Annotated in this window: 17 protein-coding genes and 2 pseudogenes; 4 read left to right on the top strand and 15 right to left on the bottom strand. The window is 62.6% G+C overall.

The genetic code is table 11. The features are described 5' to 3' along the window. Positions 1-56 precede the first annotated feature (56 nt). The 10 genes and pseudogenes from QFZ69_RS00595 to QFZ69_RS00640 all read right to left on the bottom strand — a co-directional run bounded on the left by QFZ69_RS00595 (position 57) and on the right by QFZ69_RS00640 (position 10,545). The gene (locus QFZ69_RS00595) at positions 57-2,078 is read right to left on the bottom strand and encodes a BCCT family transporter (RefSeq protein WP_306914848.1); all 2,022 of its coding nucleotides are present in this window, start codon (positions 2,076-2,078) and stop codon (positions 57-59) included. Positions 2,079-2,199: 121 nt separating this feature from the next. After that, positions 2,200-2,406 (bottom strand): annotated as a pseudogene (locus QFZ69_RS00600) (catalase); the annotation flags it as partial. Beyond that, positions 2,403-2,897, bottom strand: coding sequence for a molybdenum cofactor biosynthesis protein MoaE (locus QFZ69_RS00605; protein WP_306914850.1), 495 nt, complete (start codon positions 2,895-2,897; stop codon positions 2,403-2,405). The pseudogene QFZ69_RS00600 and the gene QFZ69_RS00605, both read right to left, overlap by 4 nt. After that, a complete protein-coding gene (fdhD, locus tag QFZ69_RS00610; protein ID WP_306914851.1) occupies positions 2,884-3,765 on the bottom strand; it encodes a formate dehydrogenase accessory sulfurtransferase FdhD in 882 nt (293 codons plus the stop codon). Before fdhD ends, QFZ69_RS00605 begins: the two co-directional genes overlap by 14 nt. Then, the gene (locus QFZ69_RS00615; RefSeq protein WP_306919546.1) at positions 3,753-5,027 is read right to left on the bottom strand and encodes a molybdopterin molybdotransferase MoeA; all 1,275 of its coding nucleotides are present in this window, start codon (positions 5,025-5,027) and stop codon (positions 3,753-3,755) included. The genes fdhD and QFZ69_RS00615 overlap by 13 nt, the downstream gene beginning before the upstream one ends. A gap of 154 nt (positions 5,028-5,181) precedes the next feature. Continuing rightward, positions 5,182-6,399, bottom strand: coding sequence for a formaldehyde dehydrogenase, glutathione-independent (fdhA, locus tag QFZ69_RS00620; RefSeq protein ID WP_306914853.1), 1,218 nt, complete (start codon positions 6,397-6,399; stop codon positions 5,182-5,184). Positions 6,400-6,733: 334 nt separating this feature from the next. Next, positions 6,734-7,321 carry a GTP cyclohydrolase I FolE gene (gene folE, locus QFZ69_RS00625; protein WP_307000449.1) on the bottom strand — a complete coding sequence of 196 codons (588 nt, stop codon included), beginning with the start codon at positions 7,319-7,321 and terminating at the stop codon, positions 6,734-6,736. An 8-nt stretch (positions 7,322-7,329) separates the two neighbouring features. Beyond that, a pseudogene (locus tag QFZ69_RS00630) lies at positions 7,330-9,658 on the bottom strand (FdhF/YdeP family oxidoreductase). Between the two features lie 12 nt (positions 9,659-9,670). Beyond that, positions 9,671-10,099, bottom strand: coding sequence for a hypothetical protein (locus tag QFZ69_RS00635; protein ID WP_306914857.1), 429 nt, complete (start codon positions 10,097-10,099; stop codon positions 9,671-9,673). After that, positions 10,084-10,545 carry a hypothetical protein gene (locus QFZ69_RS00640; RefSeq protein WP_306914859.1) on the bottom strand — a complete coding sequence of 154 codons (462 nt, stop codon included), beginning with the start codon at positions 10,543-10,545 and terminating at the stop codon, positions 10,084-10,086. Before QFZ69_RS00640 ends, QFZ69_RS00635 begins: the two co-directional genes overlap by 16 nt. A gap of 182 nt (positions 10,546-10,727) precedes the next feature. Between QFZ69_RS00640 and QFZ69_RS00645 the strand changes: the two genes are divergently transcribed. Next, positions 10,728-11,423, top strand: a complete 696-nt coding sequence (locus QFZ69_RS00645; RefSeq protein WP_306914861.1) for a GntR family transcriptional regulator — start codon at positions 10,728-10,730, stop codon at positions 11,421-11,423. Between the two features lie 28 nt (positions 11,424-11,451). Here QFZ69_RS00645 and pabB read toward each other — a convergent pair whose 3' ends face one another. The 5 genes from pabB to purU all read right to left on the bottom strand — a co-directional run bounded on the left by pabB (position 11,452) and on the right by purU (position 18,345). Then, entirely contained in the window at positions 11,452-13,260 is a 1,809-nt protein-coding gene (gene pabB, locus QFZ69_RS00650) for an aminodeoxychorismate synthase component I (RefSeq protein ID WP_306999846.1), read from the bottom strand. Beyond that, positions 13,257-14,132, bottom strand: a complete 876-nt coding sequence (locus tag QFZ69_RS00655) for a bifunctional 5,10-methylenetetrahydrofolate dehydrogenase/5,10-methenyltetrahydrofolate cyclohydrolase (protein ID WP_306914864.1) — start codon at positions 14,130-14,132, stop codon at positions 13,257-13,259. Before QFZ69_RS00655 ends, pabB begins: the two co-directional genes overlap by 4 nt. Beyond that, positions 14,129-14,755, bottom strand: a complete 627-nt coding sequence (locus QFZ69_RS00660; protein ID WP_306914866.1) for a cyclodeaminase/cyclohydrolase family protein — start codon at positions 14,753-14,755, stop codon at positions 14,129-14,131. The genes QFZ69_RS00655 and QFZ69_RS00660 overlap by 4 nt, the downstream gene beginning before the upstream one ends. Positions 14,756-14,883: 128 nt before the next feature. Beyond that, on the bottom strand, positions 14,884-17,376 hold the full coding sequence (locus tag QFZ69_RS00665) for an FAD-dependent oxidoreductase (RefSeq protein WP_306914869.1): 2,493 nt from the start codon (positions 17,374-17,376) through the stop codon (positions 14,884-14,886). A 54-nt stretch (positions 17,377-17,430) separates the two neighbouring features. Further along, entirely contained in the window at positions 17,431-18,345 is a 915-nt protein-coding gene (purU, locus tag QFZ69_RS00670) for a formyltetrahydrofolate deformylase (RefSeq protein ID WP_306914870.1), read from the bottom strand. Positions 18,346-18,468: 123 nt separating this feature from the next. Here purU and QFZ69_RS00675 point away from each other — a divergent pair, with 123 nt between their 5' ends. From QFZ69_RS00675 to QFZ69_RS00685, 3 genes are all read left to right on the top strand, one after another. Continuing rightward, positions 18,469-19,146, top strand: coding sequence for a GntR family transcriptional regulator (locus QFZ69_RS00675; protein WP_306914872.1), 678 nt, complete (start codon positions 18,469-18,471; stop codon positions 19,144-19,146). A gap of 203 nt (positions 19,147-19,349) precedes the next feature. Then, the gene (gene glyA, locus QFZ69_RS00680; RefSeq protein ID WP_306919665.1) at positions 19,350-20,648 is read left to right on the top strand and encodes a serine hydroxymethyltransferase; all 1,299 of its coding nucleotides are present in this window, start codon (positions 19,350-19,352) and stop codon (positions 20,646-20,648) included. After that, on the top strand, positions 20,645-21,865 hold the full coding sequence (locus QFZ69_RS00685) for a sarcosine oxidase subunit beta family protein (RefSeq protein WP_373461763.1): 1,221 nt from the start codon (positions 20,645-20,647) through the stop codon (positions 21,863-21,865). Before glyA ends, QFZ69_RS00685 begins: the two co-directional genes overlap by 4 nt. Positions 21,866-21,876: the final 11 nt, after the last annotated feature.

Genomic DNA, 21,876 nt, shown 5'->3' on the forward strand with positions numbered 1-21,876 from the left:
CACGGGTCGGAACAAGCCGCGTGCCGCCGAGGTGGGTTGCTACTTAAGGTGCGCAGCTATTTACTGTCCGGGTCCGGATGCTTGGGCTCGACGGTTGGGATGCTCCCCGTGGGAGTCCCTCCCAGACAGTCCGAGTCGGGGCACTTTTCGGCGCGGTCGTGCTTTGTTACGAGGTCGAATTGAACGCCGCCGTGTTGTTCCACGCCAGTGCGTATGGCCCGCTCCACTACGGATGTGGCCAGGCGCCGTCGCAAGGAGAGGGGATCCCGGCGGAGGTCCTTGGTGAGGGCAAAGCAGAGCAACAGCATGACGATGACGAACGGTAGCGCTGCCACGATGGTGATTCGTTGCAGGCCGGCCAAGGCTTCCGATGGTTCATCGCCGCCGGCCAGCAACATGACCGCCGCCACGGCGCCGGTGAGGCAGCCCCAGAAAATGACAACTCCGCGGCGAGGGTCCTCGGCGCCGTTGGAGCTGAGCGATCCCATCACGATGGAGGCCGCGTCGGCGCCAGTGATAAAAAAGATCGCAACTAGAATCATGGCCAGCACGATAACGGCTGCGGTGAGCCAGCCAGGCATGTTCATGTTCTTGACCAGGTCAAAGAGTGCTCCGTCGAAGTTGACGGACGGTGTCCCGTTGACCATGGTGGCCAGGCCGGAGGTGTTGGCCTTGTCGGCTTCCTGCTGGACGTGGAAGGCGGCTCCGCCGAAGACGCCAAACCAGATCACGCTGACGATGCTGGGCACCAGTAGCACGCCGGTGACGAACTGGCGGATGGTGCGGCCGCGGCTGATGCGGGCGATGAACATGCCAACGAACGGCGTCCAGGAGATCCACCAGGCCCAGTAAAAGATGGTCCAGCTGGTCATCCAGCTTCGCAGTGACTCGTCGCCGACCGCTTCGGTCCGGGATGACATCTCGGCCAGGTCGCGGGCGTAGTCGCCGACCGCGGAAGGGATCAAGTTGAGGATGAACAGGGTGGGGCCCGCGATGAAGACGATTAGTGCCAGGACGACGGCCAGGACCATGTTGATGTTGGAGAGCCACTGGATGCCGCGGCTGATGCCAGAGACGGCCGAAGCGACGAAGGATAAGGTCAGGACGGCGACGATCACCACGAGCACGGGGGTGCCGATTTCGCCGAACCAACCGTTGGAGGTCATGCCGCTGCCAATCTGCAGGGCTCCCAGGCCCAACGATGCGGCGGTACCAAACAGGGTGGCGAAAATAGCCAGGATGTTGATGAACTTCCCGACCGGCCCTTCTACCGTCCTGATGCCGAAGAGCGACGTGAAGGCGACGGAGATGAGTTGCCTGCGACCCAAGCGGTACGTGCCGTAGGCCATGGCGATGCCGACCACCGCGTACATGGCCCAGGGGTGCAGGGTCCAGTGGAAGATCGAGGTGGCCATGGCGGTCTGGATGGCTTCGGGGGTCCGTCCATCCACGGTGCCGGGCGGGGGAGAGATGTAGTGGTAGAGCGGTTCGGCCACGCCGTAGAACATCAGCCCGATGCCCATGCCGGCGGCGAACATCATCGCGACCCAGGAGACGGTACGGAATTCGGGTTTTTCCCCGTCTTTGCCTAGCGGGATGTTGCCGAACTTGCCTAGGGCCAGCCACAGGACAAAGACCACGAAGAGCGAGGCCAGGAGCATGAAGAGCCAGCCGGTGTATTCCATGACCCAGTTCAGGGCACCCGTGGAAGTGTCGGACAGACTGTCGCGTCCCACGAAGCCCCAGATAACAAAGGCAATGGCGATGACGCCTGTGATCCCGAACGTGATCTTGTCGAGAATGAGCTTATGGTTCCGGCGATCCGCAACTGCTTGCTCAGTCTTGGCATGGCGCAGCTCTTCGAGGATTTGCTCGTACTCGACGTCCGGCAAGGTGGCTGCGTCTCCTTCCTCCGGATCGAGGACAGCGGGGGTTCTGTCTACTTCGCCGGAGACACTAATGACTACTTTACTATTCTCCGCATTTACAGGTTCTTCGTTGCTCGGAGCCTCTGCCACCCCGTTGTCAGCAGGCAACTCCTCGGGTGTGTGGGATTTTAGGTCACTATTAAAAGCCATGAGCGGGTCCTTTGCTCGGTGAGGCATGGGCCTGCGGTTAAACATGGCCCTCGGGAGTCAGACGGGCGGAAGGTCGGGGGGCCTCGTCCGATTCAATGACCATGCTGTTGCCGTCGATGATTTGAAACGTACCGAATGCAGCGCCGCCCTTGGCGTGCGCTACGCGCTCCGGCACCCGCTCGCGGTTGAACTGGGCGAACTTTTCCACGAGGTAGTGATCGGTCAGGATGGTGGCGCCGTCGGCACCAACTGACCTAGAGTGTCCGTCGGACGTAACGGGGGCACCTGACTGCATTGTTGAAATGGCAGTCGAAATAGTCGCGGTCATGATGCTCCTTTTTCTGGGTTTGGCGAGGTTGGGCGGGTGGCTATGGTTTGGCCTGCGCCGACCCACTCCACGGTGCCGTCTTCGAAGAACTGTTCTTTCCAGATCGGCACGCGGGCTTTGATGCGGTCCACAAGTTCTGAACACACAGCAAAGGCCTGGCCACGGTGAGCTGCCGAGACGGCACAGACCAGTGCAGGATCACCCACCTGGAGCATCCCGACGCGATGGGCGGCCCAGATGCGGACCGGCTTGTCGGCCTTCCCGGCATGCTCCGCGACCAGTTCTGTCACGACTTCGGCCAGGATGTGATGTGCTGTGGGGTGCGCCGAGTAGCTTAATCTGCTGACGGCCATGCCGCCGTCGTGGTTCCGGACCACGCCGCTGAAGCTGACCACCGCCCCGGCTTCGTGGCCTTGGACTGCCGCTGTGGCCCAGTCCACCGAGATAGGGTCTTCACTGAGCTGGGCGAGGACTACGTCAACGCCGGGCATAGGTTTCCTCGCGGATCACGTTCTGCTGAGGGCCAAGCCTTTCGCGTCCCGCGTAGACATTCAGGCTGTGTCCCCTGCTGAATGCAACCAACGTCACTCCGGTCTCGACGGCGAGGTCGGCGGCCAGGCTGGAGGGCGCGCTCACGGCAGACAGGACGGGAATGCCGGCCATGGCGGCCTTCTGGACAAGCTCGAAGGAAGCCCGCCCCGAAACCTGGAGTACAGTGCCGCTCAACGGCAGCAGGTCTTGCCGGAGGGCCCACCCCACCACTTTGTCGACCGCATTGTGACGGCCGACGTCTTCCCGGAGACAAAGCAGTTCCGGGCTGGTACCGTCCACCTTGAACAGGCCGGCCGCATGGACGCCGCCGGTCTTGTCGAACAGACCTTGGGCCTCGCGAAGCCGCTCCGGCAGTCCGGCGAGGAGATCCACGGGAATCCGCAGCGCGTCCTGGGCGGGATCGAAGGGTAGGGTCTTGCGGACGGAGTCGATGGAGTCTGTCCCACAGATGCCGCAGGAGCTTGAAGTATAGACATGCCGCATAGTGTCCGGCATGGGTACACCCGGCCTCAGCTGCACCTCGATCACGTTATACGTCTGTTCTCCCCCGGCATCGCCGGCGCAAAAGCGCAGCGATACGAGCTCGGAATGGGAACTGATGATGCCTTCTGAGACCAGGAACCCGGCCACTAGGTCAAAATCGTCCCCAGGGGTCCTCATGGTGACAGCGAAAGAGCGGCCGCCGATTCGGATTTCCAAGGGCTCCTCAGCGGCGAGTATGTCTTCCTTGAACCGTACCGCGTATTCGGTGCCGGAACCGTCCAGATGGAAGCGGTGGATCTTACGGCGCTGTGTCATGCGGGCCATGCGGTGCTCCGTGCTCGGTTGGTGGTGGAAAGAATTGTTTGGTTAGCCTGCGTCCAGGGGAGGGGGAGCACAGGGACCGGCCCGCCGGACTGGACTCCGCCAGGGGGAACGGCCATGACGCCGTCGGCCCAAGCCAGTCCACGCATCATGCCGGGCCCTGTATGGGAGGCGGGAAAGGCCAGCCCCTCGATGAACCTGCAGGGAAGAAGACGCGTACGGCCAGGGTACGGATCAACGTCAGCGGCGGAGGTCACCTGTCCAACAGCGCTCAGGGGCCTGCCTCCGAGTGCCGCCAGCAGCGGGTCTGCGAGTGTGATGAGGGCCATCATTGCGGCCAAGGGATTTCCAGGAAGTCCGACGACGAAGTGACCATCGGGGAGTTCGGCCAGGACAGCCGGGTGGCCGGGGCGCATAGCGATGCCGTCCAGCAGCAGGCGCCCACCGAGGGCGGCCACGGCGGCGCGAAAATGATCTGTCCCTGAACAGCCAGTTCCGCCAGTGGTTACGATCACGTCCGGCATCTGCCCGGGGAACGCGTCTGAACCGCCAAGTGCCGCGAGCCATTCGGGGTAGGAATCCCCAATCCGCAGGGAGCCGGCGGGCGTGCCCCCCAGAAGGGAAATGACTGTGCCCAGCTGCGGACCAAAGGTGTCTCTGACCTGTCCTGGTGCCGGAACGCCCTGGGTCACCACTTCGGAGCCGGTCAATACGATCGCCACCACTGGTTTCGCCTGGACCTGCAGTTCGTCGTGGCCAGCCACTGCAGCGAGGGCAAGGTGGGCGGGGTTCAGTATTGTGCCTGCCGGGATCAGCACTTCACCGGCGGCAGCTTCTTCGCCTGCAGGACGAAGGTGTTGGCCCGGCCCAGGTTCGCCTTCCTTTGCATGGTCATTGAGCCGCAGGAGAAGGCTGCCGTCAGCGTTTTGATGGATCTGGCCGCTTTCCTTGCGGAGTATCGACTGGGCGCCGGCAGGGACCAGTCCGCCGGTAGCTATGACGCTGGCACTCCCGGGGAACAGAAAGGGTTCGTGGTCGGTAAGGATCCATGGACCACCGCCATTAATGGCCCAGCCGTCCATGGCAGAGGAGTCATAATGGGGGAGTTTTTGCAGGGCGGCGACGTCGCGGGTAAGCGTGCGACCTACTGCCAATGGGAGCGGGACATCCACGGGCGCGAGCGGGACCGCGCAATCGAAAGCCAGCTGCCGGGCTTCGGGCCAGGTGGGGGAGGGATGCCCCGAAGGTCGCCATGCAAGGTGCAACTCCGAAGTGCTGTCGCTTGTGGCGGTCTCTTGGACGAGCAACGGTGGCCCCTTTTCTAAAGGTAGTGATGCACTGAAACGTGCAGGGCCGGGGAACGTAAGGATTGCACCACGTGGTGCCGTCCCGCAGTCCCCGGCCCCGTCAGCCGGTGTGTTACGCCTTGACGTATCCGTTCGGGTTCAGCACGAACTTTGTTGCCGAGCCGGCGTCGAATTCGGCGTAGCCGCGCGGTGCCTCCTCAAGCGGAATCGCTGTGGCATTCACTGCCTTGGCGATCTGGACCTTGTCATGCAGGATGGCCATCATCAGTTGGCGGTTGTACTTCATGACCGGGCACTGGCCGGTGGTGAAGGACAGGGACTTTGCCCAACCGGTGCCGAGGGACAGCGAGAGGGAGCCATGCTTGGCTGCATCGTCAATTCCACCCGGATCTCCGGTGACGTACAGGCCGGGGATACCCAGCGCACCACCTGCAGCGGTAATGTCCATGAGGGAGTTCAACACGGTTGCCGGGGCTTCGTGGGAGGCATCCTTCCCGTGGCCGCGGGCCTCGAAACCGACGGCATCCACGGCGCAGTCCACTTCTGGAACGCCCAGGATCTGGTCGATTTGGTCCTTGGGGTCTCCGTTGGACACGTTCACTGTTTCGCATCCGAACGACCGGGCCTGTGCCAGGCGGTCCTCGTTCATGTCCCCAATAATTACGACTGCCGCGCCGAGCAGTTGGGCGCCGACGGCGGCGGCCAAGCCGACCGGACCGGCGCCGGCGATGTAAACGGTGGATCCTACGCCCACGCCTGCGGTGACGGCTCCGTGAAATCCGGTGGGAAAAATATCTGAAAGCATGGTCAGGTCCATGATCTTTTCCAGAGCCTGATCGCGGTCGGGAAACCTCAGCAGGTTCCAGTCAGCGTAGGGAACCAGCACGTATTCGGCTTGACCGCCCACCCAGCCACCCATGTCCACGTATCCGTAGGCGCTACCGGGCCGGTCTGGGTTGACGTTGAGACAGATCCCGGTCTTGCCTTCCTTGCAGTTCCGGCACCGGCCACAGGAGATGTTGAATGGCACGGAGACGATGTCGCCGACCTTGATGAATTCCACATCGGGACCGACTTCTACCACCTCGCCGGTGATTTCGTGTCCCAGCACCAAGTTCGGGGGGGCCGTTGTTCGCCCGCGTACCATGTGCTGGTCCGAGCCACAGATGTTGGTAGTCACGGTGCGGAGAACCACACCGTGTGGCACCTTCCGGCCGACGTTGACTGGATTGACGCCGGGTCCATCTTTGAGTTCGAACGTCGGGTAGTCGGTATTGATGATCTCGACGACACCGGGTTCCTTGTAGGCGACTGCTCTGTTTCCTGACATGGGACACTCCTTGGACAATTGCTGTGTTGTGAGGACTTCGATGCTGACCCGCCGCCCGAAAGCGATGCTTCGATGAGCTACCTCCCCAGGTTTTCAGGCCATCGAAGCATCGTTCACGGGAACGGGTCGGTCATCCGTGATGGAACCCTCCCGTTGGTGCCTAGCTCTGGGCCGCTGCCCCTGCGGATGCGACCGTGTGGTCATTTTCAACGATGATGTCAGACATGGTTCCTCCGAATGGATACTGATATGTCCAATACTGATATGTCGAATCATCCGTCAAGATATATCAGTTACATCTTATTGCAGGACGGGGTGTGTGTCCAGAGATTTCTTAGCGTCCCTGTATCAGGCTGAGCGCCTCAGCCCGGGCCGCCGGCAGACGGAGCTCCCCGCGGACGGCTGAAGTGATGGTCTTGGCCCCGGGCTTGCGGACACCGCGCATCGACATGCAGAGGTGCTCGCACTCAACTACCACAATGGCCCCCAGGGGCCGCAGCGAACTGACCAGCGCATCAACGACCTGGGTTGTCAACCGTTCCTGGACCTGGGGCCTGCGTGCAAAGACATCGACGAGCCGGGCCAGCTTGCTCAGTCCCGTGACGATACCCTCAGCCGATGGGATGTAGCCAACGTGGGCTACGCCGTGGAACGGCACCAGGTGGTGCTCGCAGGTGGAGTAGAAGGGGATGTCCTTGACGATGACCATTTCTCCGTGCCCAAGGTCAAAGGTCTTATCCAGCACGGCCAGGGGGTCCTCATGAAGCCCGCCAAGTATCTCCGCAGCCGCCCGGGCTACCCGCGCGGGCGTATCCACGAGCCCTGGCCTGTCCGGGTCCTCTCCGATCGCAAGTAGATATTCGCGGACGGCCTGCTCAACCCGCGGCCCGTCCACACTCTTGGACGCTGTTGCCGTCGTCATGTCGGCGCTCACGCTTCGGCCCGTTCCAGCCGCACGATGACGGACTTGGATGTCGGTGTACCGCTGGTGTCAGCTACCGAATCGAGCGGCACGAGCACGTTGGTCTCCGGGTAGTATGCTGCCGCACAGCCCTTCGGCGTCGAGTACGAAACGATCCGGAAGTTGTCGGCCCGCCGCTCTGTCCCGCGGAACTCGGAAATCAAATGAACCATGTCACCGTCCCTAAAGCCCAGCTCAGCGATGTCAGCCTCGTTGACAAGAACCACGCGACGCCCACCGTGGATACCGCGGTATCGGTCATCCTTGCCATAGATGGTGGTGTTGTACTGGTCATGTGAGCGCAGGGTCTGAAGGACCAGCCGCCCCTCGGGTACTTTGATGAATTCCAGCTCATTGCCGGTAAAGTGGGCCTTGCCCGACGCGGTCTCGAACTGTCTGGCGTCCCGCGGAGGGTGGGGGAGGACAAAGCCGCCAGGGTGCCGGATCCGGCTCCTCGAAATTTTCGAAGCCGTCGATGACCGCCTCGATGTGTTTCCGGACCAGGGAGTAGTCGTCTTTCATCGAGAGCCAGGCAGCTTTAGGCGTGTTGGGCAGTGGGAGGTTGTCACTGTCGGTGAAGAGCTTATGGGCGAGGTTGCACACTATGGCCACTTCTGAGTGGAGGTGCTCGCTGGCCGGCTTAATCCGTCCGCGGGACGCATGGACGGCGCTCATCGAGTCTTCCACCGTCACCCTCTGGTCCCCGGTGCGCTGCGCGTCCTTTTCGGTCCGACCCAGCGTCGGGAGGATCAGCGCGCGTCGGCCCGTGGACACGTGGGAATGGTTCAGCTTCGTGGAGATCTGTACCGTCAGGTCTGTGTTGGCCAATGCCCGCTCCGTGACCACGGAATCCGGGGCCGCCCGGACGAAGTTTCCACCCATTCCGATGAAGACGCGGACTTTGCCGTCCCGCATGGCACGAATCGCTGCAACGGTGTCGTAGCCGTGCTTGCGAGGGGAAAGGAACTTGAACTCCTGGTCCAGCCTGTCGTGGAACGCCTCTGGCATCTTTTCGAAGATGCCCATGGTGCGGTCGCCCTGGACGTTCGAGTGGCCGCGGACGGGGCATACTCCTGCTCCGGGCTTACCGATGTTGCCTTGGAGAAGCAGCACGTTGACGACGTCCCGGAGCGTGGGAACTGAGTGTTTGTGCTGGGTTAGGCCCATGGCCCAGCAGACGATGGTGGCATTGGAGGCCAGCAGGCGTTCGCCCGTGGCCTTGATCTGCTCCAAGCTCAGGCCCGTGGCTTCGACTATTTCACTCCACTGGACCTTTTCGAGGTGCCGCAGGTATTCGTTGATGCCCACGGTGTGGTTATTGATGAATTCGTGGTCCAGGACCGTAGTCAGTCCCGGGGTCTGCCTCCCCTGCGCCTCCGCCTCGAGGAGGTATTTGCCAAGCCCCTGAAAGAGGGCCTGATCCCCGCCGGCCCGGATCTGCAGGAAGTCATCGGTCAGTTGCGTGCCCACGAGCGTTCCGGAGATCGTCTGTGGATTCTCGAACCGGAGGAGCCCGGCCTCGGGAAGTGGGTTGACGGAGATGATGACGGCGCCGTTCTTCTTCGCTTTTTCCAGGGCGCTGAGCATGCGCGGGTGGTTAGTACCTGGATTCTGCCCGGCAACGAAGATCAGCGAGGCTGTCTCCAGGTCGACGAGGCTGACCGAGCCCTTGCCGATGCCGATGGTTTCGACGAGGGCTGAACCCGTGGACTCGTGGCACATGTTGGAGCAATCGGGGAGATTATTCGTGCCCAGTCCCCGCACGAGGAGCTGGTAGAGGAAAGCGGCTTCATTCGAGGTCCGCCCGGAAGTGTAAAAAACTGCCTGGCCGGGATGGTCCATTTCTTTCATCTCCTGGGCAATCAGCTCATAGGCTGCGTCCCATTCGATGGGTGTGTAGTGCGTGGCTCCCTCGGCCAAAAGCATCGGGTGGGTCAGCCGGCCCTGCTGACCCAGCCAGTAGTCGTCCCGCGTTTTCAGGTCCTCGATGGAGTGTTTGGCGAAGAACTCGGGGGTGACGCGGCGGCGGGTGCCCTCCTCGGCCACTGCCTTCGCGCCATTTTCGCAGAACTCGGCTGCGTTGCGCTTTTCGTGTTCGGGCCACGCACAGCCCATGCAGTCGAACCCGTCGACCTGGTTGACTGCCAGCAGCGTTTGGACACTGCGCAGCGGACCCATCTGCTGTAGGGAGATCTTCAACGAGTTCACGACGGCGGGGATGCCGACGGCCTTGGACTTGGGTTTGGTGACAGTCAGCTTTGACTCGTCGATATTCTGTTTGGGGGCTTTTGAAGCCATGTGATCGTTCCTTCAGATCTGGGCAGGAAACAGGGAGCTGGCGGGGTTGCTTGGTGGCAATGCGGTGGCCTCCCGCAGCCTCGGGAGGCTGTCCAGGAGGCCGGGCAAGCGGCCTAGGTCGTTGAAGGTGTAGACGTGGAAACCGGCAAAGAGCGGATCACCTGCCAGCTCTTGGTGAACTTCGCGGATCAGTCGGCCACTGTCGTAGTTCATGAAGTCGCCTCGCCGCCAGAGGGCGCCTGCCATGCCTGAACTGCGGGCCAGCTTGAGCGAACGGCCGACGCCGAGGCGTGCTCCCATGGACACAAGCTTATTAACTGACACCGGACCGGGCACCCCAACCCACACCGGGAGCTCAACGCCGTTTCTGCGGATCGTCCGGAGGTAGTTGCTGATCGCCTCGGCAGAAAAGCACATCTGGGTGATCAGTGATGACGCCATTGCGCCTTGATCTCGAGGCTGCTCACGAGTTTGTCCTGGCCCAGGTGGGGGTGGCCTTCAGGGTAGCCGGCAATGCCTGCGGAAAAGGCAGGTGAATACGCTTTGACAGCCTCCAAGAGCTGTCCGCTCCAGGAGTAGGGACCCGCGGGGGTGCGGCGGTCACCGGCAACGACAAACAGCTCGGAGACTCCCGCCCCCTGCAACTCCAGCAGCAGGGCATGCAGGTGGGCCTTGCTGGTGATGCTGCGGGCGGCCAAATGGGGAACCGCGTGGTACCCCAGGCGCGCCAGGCGCGTGGATGTTTCTACGGTGCGTTCAGGACCGTGGTGCGGAAGGCACGTCACGCTCACGGAGCCCGGAGTGTCAAACACCAGGGGGAGCTGGGTGAGCAGATCGGCTGAGGGAACAACTTCCAGCCGCACCCTTGCAACAGCTTTATTGCTCATTGCTCTCCATTCGTGGCGTACGCGTTGCAGATCCGGTACCGTCCGGAGCCCTCACCCCTTTCGGAAGAAACTGGAGCCCTTGACATTTTTATGCTTACATATTGATATATCAGTTATAGGAATACTATGTACTGGGAGCCGGGGCGTCAAGGCTCGGACGCATATCGGGAGGAGACTTGAACATGGCAAACGCTGGCGGATTACCAGTGGAGGCGGGGGGTTCCTTGGTGCCGCTGAGGCAGGACGACGAATCCTTTGCCGACTTCGCCTATAGGATCTTGTGCGATGAATTGATCGTTCTGGACATCAAGCCGGGTGAGCCCCTCAACGATGAAGTAATCTCCAGGCGTCTCGGTGTCGGCCGGACGCCGATCCGCGAAGCTATGAAGCGGCTTGAGAGCGACCATTTGGTGGTGGCCTATCCGCGCCGCGGAACGTTCGCCGCGGGCGTGGACATTAAAGATCTGGCTGAAATCTCCGAGATTCGCCACCTTCTGGAGCCTGCGGCAGCCGCGCGGGCTGCGCGGATTGCGTCGCCGCAGCTTCGGCAGGAGCTTAGGGACTTTGCACGGGAAGTAGGGCAGCTGCTGCCAGGGATGCAGTCGCAGCAGGACCTCATGCGCCTGGACATGCGGGTACACCGGACGATCTATCGCGCCACAGGAAGCCGGCACCTTCAAGATGTCCTGATTCGTTACGACAATCTGGCAACACGGATTTGGAGCCTGGTGCTGGAAAAGCTTCCGCCGGTGTCCGAGCATATTGCCCAGCATATTGAGCTTCTCGAATGCATCGCGGCCGGGGACTCCGAAGCTGCTGCGCGGTTGACCACCCAGCACGTCACCGATTTCGAGAAGCTCATCAGGGCTGTGCTGTAGACCAGGCCAGGACCCGCTCAGCATGAGCTCATACGGGAAAAGCGGCGCCTAGGACTCCAAGGATGGCAGTGGCCTTGGTGCGAATCTCTGCCAGCTCATCGTCGGGGTCGGAGTCGGCTGTGATGGCCCCGCCGATACCCACGGACAGCCGCTGCCCGTCCGCGGGTGAATTCTGGAAGACGGCGCTGCGAATGGTGACCGACAGGTCCGCGGCGCCGTTGGGGGAAAAATAGCCAACCACACCCGAATAGGGCCCGCGCGGTTGAGATTCCAATTCGTCGAGGATGTCCATGCTGCTGATCTTGGGAGCCCCGGTCATCGACCCGGGAGGATAGGCAGCCGCGACCACTGCCGTCCTTGACCGGTCCCCGGCAATTGTGGCTTCGATGGTGCTTACCAGCTGGTGCACCGTTGTGTAAGTCTCAACGTCGCAGAGCCGTGTCACGGAAACTGTTCCCGGTTCGGCATGGCGGGAGAGGTCGTTTCGCATCAAATCCACGATCATGATGTTCTCCGCCCTGTCCTTTGTCGAGGTCGTGAGGTCATGCTTCAGCTGCCTGTCCGCCAGTGGTGACGTGTCCCGTCGTCGGGTTCCCTTGATAGGTTCGGCGCGGACGTGACCGCCGGCGGTGATACTGAGGAACCGCTCCGGCGAGGAGCTCGCGATTGCCACCGCTCCTAGCTGGACGAAGCTTGCGAACGGCGCGGGGCTGGCCCGGCGGAGTCTGCCGTAAAAGTCCCACGGATCCAGGCTCTCGTGGAAATTACTGAAAATTTGGGTCGTGAGGCACACCTCGTAGGAGTTTCCCTGCACGATTTCGTTTTGGGATGCAGCGATTTTTTGAAGGTAGGACTCGGCGGTGTCCGCTGCGCTGAACTGTACGGCCGGCAACCGGCTGCTGAGGCTCCGGGGCGCGGAAGTCAGGCGCCGGATGCGTCGCGCGGCGTTCCGGCACCATTGTCGGCCTTCCGCGCTGGCTTCCGCCAGAAGGTATACGCACCGCGCCTCATGGTCAAACACCACAGCCCGGCTGCAGCGGATCAACGAGGCATCCGGCAGTGGTGATTCCACCGCGTTGCCGCCACACTCGCGCTTGAGCTCGTAGCCCAGGTAGCCCAGCCAGCCGAGGGCGAACCCCAGCCCGGGGGGAAGAGCCGGATCCGGTGCCTGGTTGCTGGACCAATTCCTTTCCAGCCAACTGAAGAAGGGACCTGGAATTCGGGCAACCACCAGCTTTGACTCCACGGTAGTCACGCCGTTCGCATGCTGTGCCCTCATTCCGCGGCTGCCCGAATCGTCAGCCATGATGCTGTAGCGGTTGCGTCCCGCCACGGCGTCCGTGATCGCGTTCGAGCTGTCCAGCCAGACGCGGTGGCTGGAGAGTCCGTAGAATTCGTGGAAGGCCGCTTCCGGATCCGGATAGGCCGCAAGCGAAACACAGTGGAGGGACGGGGAAGCGGACAGTTGCCCGAAACCGCGAACTGCGGCGAGGGCGGGAAGCTGCGCCAGGGCCTCGGCAGCGTGCAGCGGCGCCTCCGGGTGCGAAGGGTCCAAGACTGTGATCTCCGCCGGCGCCCCGAACGGGGAGTCCTGCGGCCCGGGGATAATCCGGAGCATGCAGTGCCCGGCGTTGCCTCGGCAGGTCACGAAAACAACATCGGGGCATTCGCCGGGCGCGTGCAGCACATCCCGGTCGGTTTGAGTCCGCGCCGTGCAGAAGGAATTCAACACCTGCACGAGCGCGGACACAAAGGCTCGCCCTTCAAGCGATTCCACGCCTTCGGTGGATACGAGAACGGGTTCCACGGGGTAACAGTTGTGCCCGGGGTGGATCATCCGGCCGATCCCGGGACCAAGGCACGCAACTGTTCCCGCGCGGCCTCGGTTGTGTGCAGAAGAAGCAGGGATGTGGTGACGGAGCCGACGCCGCCCGGGACAGGAGTCAGGGCCGCGGCGATGCCCCGCACGCTACCCTCGTCGACGTCCCCGACGAGGGATCCGTCAGGAAGGACGTTGGTGCCGACGTCTATGACTATGGCCCCGGACGAAACATGGCCGCCGTTCAACAGACCGGTACGCCCGGCTGCGACGACCACGACGTCGGCGGTCTTGGTGTATTTCTCCAACGGCCCTGACCTGGAGTGGCAGACGGTAACCGCGGCGTCGCGCTCCAGCAGCAGCAGGGACAGCGGTTTTCCCACCACGGCGGAACGGCCAATGACGACCACATTCCGGCCTGCCAGCGGAATGTCGAAGTGGTCAAGAATCTCGATTACGGCGCGGGCGGTGGCAGGTGCGAACGAGGGCTGGCCCACAGCAAGGCGGCCAAGACTCAACGGGTTCGCGCCATCGACGTCCTTCTCCGGGGCAATGTGCCCGACCAGCTCATCTGTTCCGACGCCGGGAGGCAGAGGCGTCTGGAGGATGATGCCGTGAACGGATGGATCCTCGCTGAGGTCCTTCAGGACTGAGGCCAAGACCTGTCCGGTGGCATCGGGGCCGAGGTCCACGATCCGGCAACTGATGCCGGCACTTTCGGCGGCACGTTCGATGGACCGGACGTACCAGTGCGTGGAGCCGTCGTCGGTGGCCACAACCACTGCGAGCGTGGGGCGTAGCCCGTCGGCTTCGAGGTCCCGGGCCTCATGTTGGGCCTTCTGCTTAATGGTCCCTGCCAGTTGTTTTCCGGAGAGGAGTACGGCACTCAACCGAGAATCCTTTCACGCACGCGCCCCACGAGGGAGTCTGCTGCCAGGATGACCTTTTCCTCGAGGCCGTCGGTTTGGTCAGCCAACCGCGAACGGGCCGCGGCGTCTTTGATGGCCACCACGTTAATGTCGATGTTCACCCGGGCGGTGCTTGCGGCTGCGCGGGCTGCGTCGGCGGCAGCAGCGACATCGCTGATCACATTGGCATTCGCGACCTCGAAAAGTTCCGTGGCAAGATCCACGATGGCGCCGGCGAGCCTAATGAGCTGCGCGGGCGTTTGCGCCGCCAGGATGAGCGCCTCCTGGATGGATGCCGTCCGTGCGGCTTTAAGCTCTTCCGTCCCGGACGGAAGTTTGTACGAATCAATGACGCCTTGGAACGCATGTTGGTCAGCATCCGCCAGGCGCAGGGCCTCGACTACCAGTCCGTCGGCGGCGCTGATGATTCTTTGTACAAGTTCGTCGTGCTGCTCGTATTTCAAGCCGGTGGTGTATCTGGCAACCATGGCGACGAGCGCTGCCCCCTGGGCGGCGTGGAGCGCCGCGGCTGCGCCGCCGCCTGGGGTTGGTTCGCGCGAGGCAAGCCTTGCGAGGTATGCGTTGATTGTTTCTGAACTGATCATGTGTCTTCCTGGGCTGAAGCTTGAGTCGACTGGGCAGGGTTGAGATGCCATGGAAGAGCAGCGGCCCGGACTCTGGTTGCGAGGTGACGAGTCCGGGGCGCGTGCCCTTGAATGGTCTGGCGGGTGGGTTAGCCGCGGAGCCTGGTCATCGTCGGGTCGTAAAGCGGATCCGCGGTGACTGTGGCCTGGATGCGCCGCCCGAAATACTCGATCTCAACCGAGTCCCCAACGCTGACAGCGGCAGGAAGATACGCGTAGGCGATCGGCTTGGCGACGGTGTAGCCGTAGGCGGCACTGGTGACATAGCCGACTGCCTGGTCCTTGTAGAAGACCGGTTCCTTGCCCAGCACGATGCTCCGGCCGTCGTCGACCGTCAGGCAGCGCAAGCGGCGGGCGGAGTTCTCCTCGGTGCGGCCTTCCAAGGCGGCCTTTCCGACAAAGTTTTCCTTGGTCATCTTCACGGCGAATCCGAGGCCGGCTTCCAGAGGGTCGTGCTCAGTGGTCATGTCAGTGCCCCACGAGCGGTAACCCTTTTCCAGACGCAGCGAGCTGAAGGCGGCCCGGCCCGCGGCGATGACGCCGTGGGGCTGCCCGGCCTTCCACAGGGCATCCCAGAGGCGCTGGCCATTGTCTGCGCTCGTGTACAGTTCCCAGCCCAGCTCGCCGACGTAGGACAAGCGCATCGCGGTCACGGTGACGCCGCCGATGACAACCTGCTTGGCCCGGAAGTAACGAAGACCGTCGTTGGAGAAGTCGTCGCTGCTGACAGTGCTGATCAGGTCCCGGGCGAGGGGGCCCCACAAACCGATGCAGCAGGTGCCGCCTGTCGTGTCGCGCACCTGTACCCAGTCGCTGGCGGTTCCGCTTTCGGTCTGGTGACGGGCGGCCCGCTCAAAGTATGCGGTGTCGATGTTTCCGTTGGCTCCGAGCTGGAAGGTGTCTTCGCTCAGCCGGGCCACGGTGATGTCGCTTCGAATGCCGCCGGCGTGGTCCAGCAGGAGGGTGTAGGTGACTGCCCCGGGCTTCTTCGCCAGGTCCGCTGTGGTGAGCTCCTGCAGCAGCTTCAGTGCTCCCGGGCCGGAGATCTCGAGGCGCTTGAGCGGAGTCATGTCGTACATGGCCACCGCGGTACGGGTCTTCCAGGCTTCAGCGGCTGCAATGGGCGAGCTGAACATCGCGGACCAGGCATCACGGGCCGGGGGCTGCCACTCAGCCGGCATCTCCTTCAGCAGTTCCGCGTTGGCTTCAAACCAGTAGGGGCGCTCCCATCCGCCGCCCTCCAGGAAGAACCCTCCCAGTGCCTTGTGACGGGCGTGAAAAGGGCTGACGCGGAGGTTGCGGGGGGAGAGCTTGGGCTGCAGGGGGTGCAGGACATCATAGATTTCTACGAAGTTCTGCTGGGAAGTTTCGCTGACATACTCAGGGGTCAGCTGGACTTCTTCGAAACGGTGGATATCGCATTCACCAAGGTCGATCTGGGATTTTCCGGTGGTCAGGAGTTCGGCAACAGCCCGGGCGATGCCAGCCGAGTGGGTCACCCAAACGGCTTCGGCCACGAAGAAGCCATCGAGCTCCTTGGACTCGCCCACCAGGGGCCCGCCGTCGGGAGTAAAGGAGAAGATGCCGTTGAAGCCGTCCTCGATGTCGCTTTCCCGCAGCGCTGGAAGCAGCTGCTTGGTGGCCTCCCATGCCGGGAGGAAGTCCTCCAGGGTGAAGTCGAGGCGGGAGGGCATGTTGTGCTCGCTGATGCTGTTGGCGTCGTAGGAGCCCAGGTCCGCAAGGTCCACGGGCATGGGACGGTGCGCGTAGGAGCCGATGCCGTAGCGGTCGCCGTGTTCGCGGTAATAGAGGTCCTGGTCCTGGTGCCGCAGAATCGGCAGCGAAGCCCCGTTGGGAAGTTCGTTGCGTCCCTTCTGTGCTGGCACCGGAGTGGTTTTGACGTACTGGTGGGCCAGGGGGAGAAGGGGGACGACCATGCCAATCATTTCGCCGATCTTGGCGCCCCAGAAGCCTGCGCAGGAGACCACGATGTCGGCGGGGATGACACCTTCGGAGGTCTCGACACCGGTCACGCGACGGCCGGACTGCTCAATGCCCGTGACCGTGGTGTTGCCCAGGTACTTGACGCCTGCGGATTCCGTGCGCTGGATCAGCAGCTGGACGGCCCGGGCGGCACGTGCCAGGCCGTCACTGGGGACGTGGAGCCCGCCCAGGATGTCTTCCTCGTTCAGGAGCGGGTAGAGCTCCTTGCACTCAGCGCGGGAAAGGATCTTGCCTTCGATTCCCCACGCGGCGGCGTATCCGAGCTTCCGCTTCAGATCCGCCAGGCGGGTCTCGGTGGTGGCGACTTCGAGGCCACCGACCTGGTCGAAGCAACTGACGCCGTCCTCGGTCAGGGACAAGAACTTCTCAACGGTGTACCTGGCGAAGGTAGCCATGGTCTTTGAAGGGTTCGTTTGGAAGACGAGACCCGGGGCGTGGGACGTGGAGCCCCCGGGCATGTTCAGCGGTCCCTGGTCCAGGACAGTGATGTTGTTCCAACCCCGGGCGACCAGTTCATCGGCCAGGTTTGTGCCGACGATTCCAGCTCCGATAATGACAATGCTTGGCGTCGATGCCATGTGGTTTCTCCTGCTGATTTTCGTGTTTTGTCTTTGCTGGTTTGGTGGTCGTGCTTAGCGGAACACGACAGTGCTGGTTTGGTCCAGCAGCACACGGTGTTCGCAGTGCCACCGCACGGCGCGTGACAGTGCCAGTGCTTCGGCGTCCTGTCCGACTGTTGAGAGGGCGGTCGGTCCATAGCTGTGGTCGACCCTGATGACTTCCTGTTCGATGATTGGCCCCTCATCCAGTTCCGCGGTTACATAGTGGGCCGTTGCGCCCACCAGCTTGACTCCACGGTCGTAGGCCTGGTGGTAAGGGCGTGCACCCTTGAAGCCCGGGAGGAAGGAGTGGTGGATGTTGATAGCCCGGCCTTCCAGCGAGCGGCAGAGGTCGTCGGACAATACCTGCATGTACCGGGCGAGCACGACGAGGTCAATGTTATGCTCGTCCACCAGTTCCAGCAGGCGCCGTTCGGCATCCAACTTTGTCTCAGGGGTTACCGGGAGGTAAATGAAGGGGAGGCCGGCGGCCTCGGCCATGGCCCGGTGGGTTTCATGGTTGGAAACTATAAGGGCGATGTCGCCCCCGAGGCTTCCGCCACGCCATCGGAAGAGCAGGTCGTTCAGGCAGTGGCCGAACTTGGACACCATCACGAGGACGCGTTGCTTGGTCTGGTCATGGAAGCTGAACTTCATGTCGAAGCGGTCAGCGATCGAACGAAATTCTTCCTGGAGCCTCTCCGGGGTGTAGGCCGACGAGCCGGAGAAGGCGGTGCGCAGATGCAGTGTCTGGCGGAGGCCGTCGTCGAACTGCTGGTGTTCGTCGATGTTAAAGCCACGCTCGAAGAGAAAGGTGGTGACCGCCTGGACGATGCCCGCGCGTTCGCCGCACGACAGTGTGAGCACGAACTTCTGCGTCTGGTCTTTCACGCGGGCCTCCGACTGAGGCAGCGTGCTGGTAGATGAGTCTGTCGCCACTAGGGTCATGTCTCCTCCTTTTAGATATATTTCAAGTTTTAGAACTGATATATTAGGACTGGCATTCAGCGTATACTGGTCAGTGGTGGAGGTCAATAGCCTTCTTGGCTTGAATGAAAAGGGGTCCACGCTATGGCTTTTGAAGTTCTAGCAATTGCTGATTCGGCAAAGAGGTCGTTGGCTGACGTGGCCTACGAGCGCATCCGGGACCGGCTGCTGATGCTTGACATCAAGCCTGGCGACCTCATCAATGACGACGACCTCGCCAAGGACCTTGGCGTCGGTCGGACTCCGGTGCGTGAAGCCCTGAAGCGGCTGGAGCTGGATCGCCTGGTAGTTTCCTATCCGCGGAGGGGTACTTTCGCGACGCGGGTGGAGGTCACTGATCTTGCGTTCATTTCCGAAATCCGCACCCAGCTTGAGCCTCTTGCCGCCTCCCGGGCTGCGCGGGTGGCGACGGAGTCGATGAGAGAGCAATTGCGGGCTGTTATGCGCGCTGTCGAGTCTTTCGACACAAGTGCGGCCTCCGTCGTTGAAACCCTGCGCCTCGATGCCCGTGTGCACCAAGGCATTTACGCGGCCGCCGCCAATCCCCACCTCGAAGATGTCCTGATTCGCTACGACAATCTCGCGACACGAATCTGGTGCCTGGTCCTGGATCGCCTTCCCGACCTGTCCCGTCACGTGCATGAGCATGTGGACCTGCTCCGTGCGGTTATCGACGGAGATGAAGCCCGGGCCGCGGAGCTCGCGCGGATCCACGTCACTGGCTTCGAGCACGCTGTGCGCGAAGCTCTTTTCGCCGCCTAGCCCGGATCTCCACGCCAGGAATGGAGCGCAGCCCGGAAGGGCTGCGCTCTAGGCGTTCAAGGCCTTCGTCTGCTTCGCGGCCGCTCTTGGCTCTCCTGGCTAAACCCTCAGAAATCTGTTGACACCCTCCGGAGTCGATAGCATACTTGAGTCACATAACTAATATATCAACAGGATATTAGATAGCAGACTTAGGAGAAATGATGGTCGACGTTCTGACCCGCTCGCTCGCAGAGACCGATCCTCTGATCCATGCCGCTGTGCAGCAGGAACTGCTGCGCCAGCAGGGCACCCTGGAGATGATCGCCTCCGAAAACTTTGCGCCGACTGCGGTCATGGAGGCGCAGGGATCCGTCCTGACCAACAAGTACGCCGAAGGCTACCCGGGCAAGCGTTACTACGGCGGCTGCGAACACGTTGACGTGGTCGAGCAGCTGGCCATCGACCGTCTTAAGTCATTGTTCGGCTCCGAATTCGCCAATGTGCAGCCCCACTCAGGCGCCCAGGCCAACGCAGCGGCGATGTTCGCCCTAATCCAGCCCGGCGACACCATCCTGGGGCTGAACCTCGCACACGGTGGCCACTTGACACACGGGATGCGAATCAACTTCTCCGGCAAGCTCTACAAAGTGGTCCCGTACGGAGTCGGCGAAGACACCCTGCTGATTGACATGGCTGAAGTCGAGCGCCTGGCGGTTGAGAACAAGCCGAAGCTGATCGTCGCCGGCTGGTCCGCTTACTCCCGGCAGCTGGACTTCGCCGAGTTCCGCCGTATCGCGGACCTGGTAGGTGCCTACCTGATGGTGGACATGGCGCATTTCGCAGGCCTGGTGGCCGCAGGGCTTCACCCCAACCCCGTGCCTCACGCCCACATCGTCACGAGCACCACCCACAAGACTCTTGGCGGCCCGCGCGGTGGTGTGATCCTGACCAACGACGCCGACATCGCCAAGAAGGTCAACTCCGCGGTGTTCCCCGGACAGCAGGGTGGCCCGCTGGAGCACGTCATTGCCGCGAAGGCTGTTGCGTTCAAGCTCGCTGCTGAGCCGGCGTTCCGCGACCGCCAGGAACGCACCCTGGAAGGCGCCCGCATCATCGCAGAACGCATGCTGTCCGCCGACGTTGCAGAGTCCGGCGTGACCGTAGTCAGCGGTGGCACTGACGTGCACCTGGTCCTGGTGGATCTGCGCAATTCGGAACTGGACGGCCAGCAGGGCGAAGACCGCCTGCACCGGATCGGCATCACGGTCAACCGCAACGCCGTGCCCTTCGACCCGCGTCCGCCGATGGTCTCTTCCGGTCTTCGTATCGGCACGCCGGCACTGGCCACGCGTGGCTTCGGGAAGGCAGAATTCACCGAGGTCGCGGACATTATCGCTGCAGCACTCAAGCGCGAGTTCAGCGACGAGACCGTGGCGGAACTCCGGCAGCGGGTTGAAATCCTGGCCGGAAAGTTCCCCCTCTACCCCAACCTCTCCTCTGACGCGACCGAGGTGGCATGATGGCCGATCTGCTTCCGGAGCACCCGGAATTCCTCTGGCACAACCCGGACCCCAAGAAGAGCTACGACGCCGTGATTGTCGGCGGCGGCGGGCACGGCCTGGCCACCGCCTACTTCCTGGCCAAGAACCACGGGATGACCAACATCGCGGTCCTGGAAAAGGGCTGGCTCGCCGGCGGCAACATGGCCCGGAACACCACCATCATCCGCTCCAACTACCTCTGGGACGAGAGCGCGGCCATCTACGAGCACGCGCTCAAGCTCTGGGAGATCCTGCCCGAGGAGCTCGAATACGACTTCCTGTTCAGCCAGCGCGGCGTCATGAACCTGGCGCACACACTGGGCGATGTCCGCGAGAGCATCCGGCGCGTTGGAGCGAACAAGCTCAACGGCGTGGACGCAGAGTGGCTGGACCCGCAGCAGGTCAAGGAACTCTGCCCCATCCTGAACATCAATGACAACATCCGCTACCCGGTGATGGGCGCGACCTACCAGCCGCGCGCCGGCATCGCCAAGCACGACCACGTGGCCTGGGCCTTCGCCCGCAAGTGCGACGAACTCGGCGTGGACATCATCCAGAACTGCGAAGTGACCGGCTTCGTCAAGGACGGCAACAGGGTCACCGGCGTCAAGACCAACCGCGGCACCATCAACACCGAAAAAGTGGGCCTGTGCGCTGCCGGCCACAGCTCGGTCCTGGCGGAAATGGCCGGCTTCCGGCTCCCCATCCAGTCCCACCCGCTCCAGGCACTGGTCTCCGAACTGCACGAACCGGTCCACCCCACCGTGGTCATGTCCAACCACGTGCACGTGTACGTCTCCCAGGCCCACAAGGGTGAACTGGTGATGGGCGCCGGCGTGGACTCCTACAACGGCTACGGCCAGCGCGGCTCGTTCCATGTGATCGAGCACCAGATGGCGGCCGCCGTCGAGCTTTTCCCGATCTTTGCCCGGGCGCACGTGCTCCGGACCTGGGGCGGGATCGTGGACACCACCCTGGACGCCTCCCCGATCGTGGGCACCTCCCCGGTGGAGAACATGTTCGTGAACTGTGGCTGGGGCACCGGCGGCTTCAAGGGCACCCCGGCCGCGGGCCTGACCTTCGCGCACACCATCGCCACGGGAACCCCGCACGAACTGAACAAGCCGTTTGCGCTGGAGCGGTTCGAAACCGGCGCCCTGATCGACGAACACGGCGCAGCCGCCGTGGCCCACTAGAAGAGAGTCCG

Origin of the sequence: Arthrobacter sp. V1I7, assembly GCF_030817015.1 — a bacterium.
Classification (GTDB): domain Bacteria; phylum Actinomycetota; class Actinomycetes; order Actinomycetales; family Micrococcaceae; genus Arthrobacter.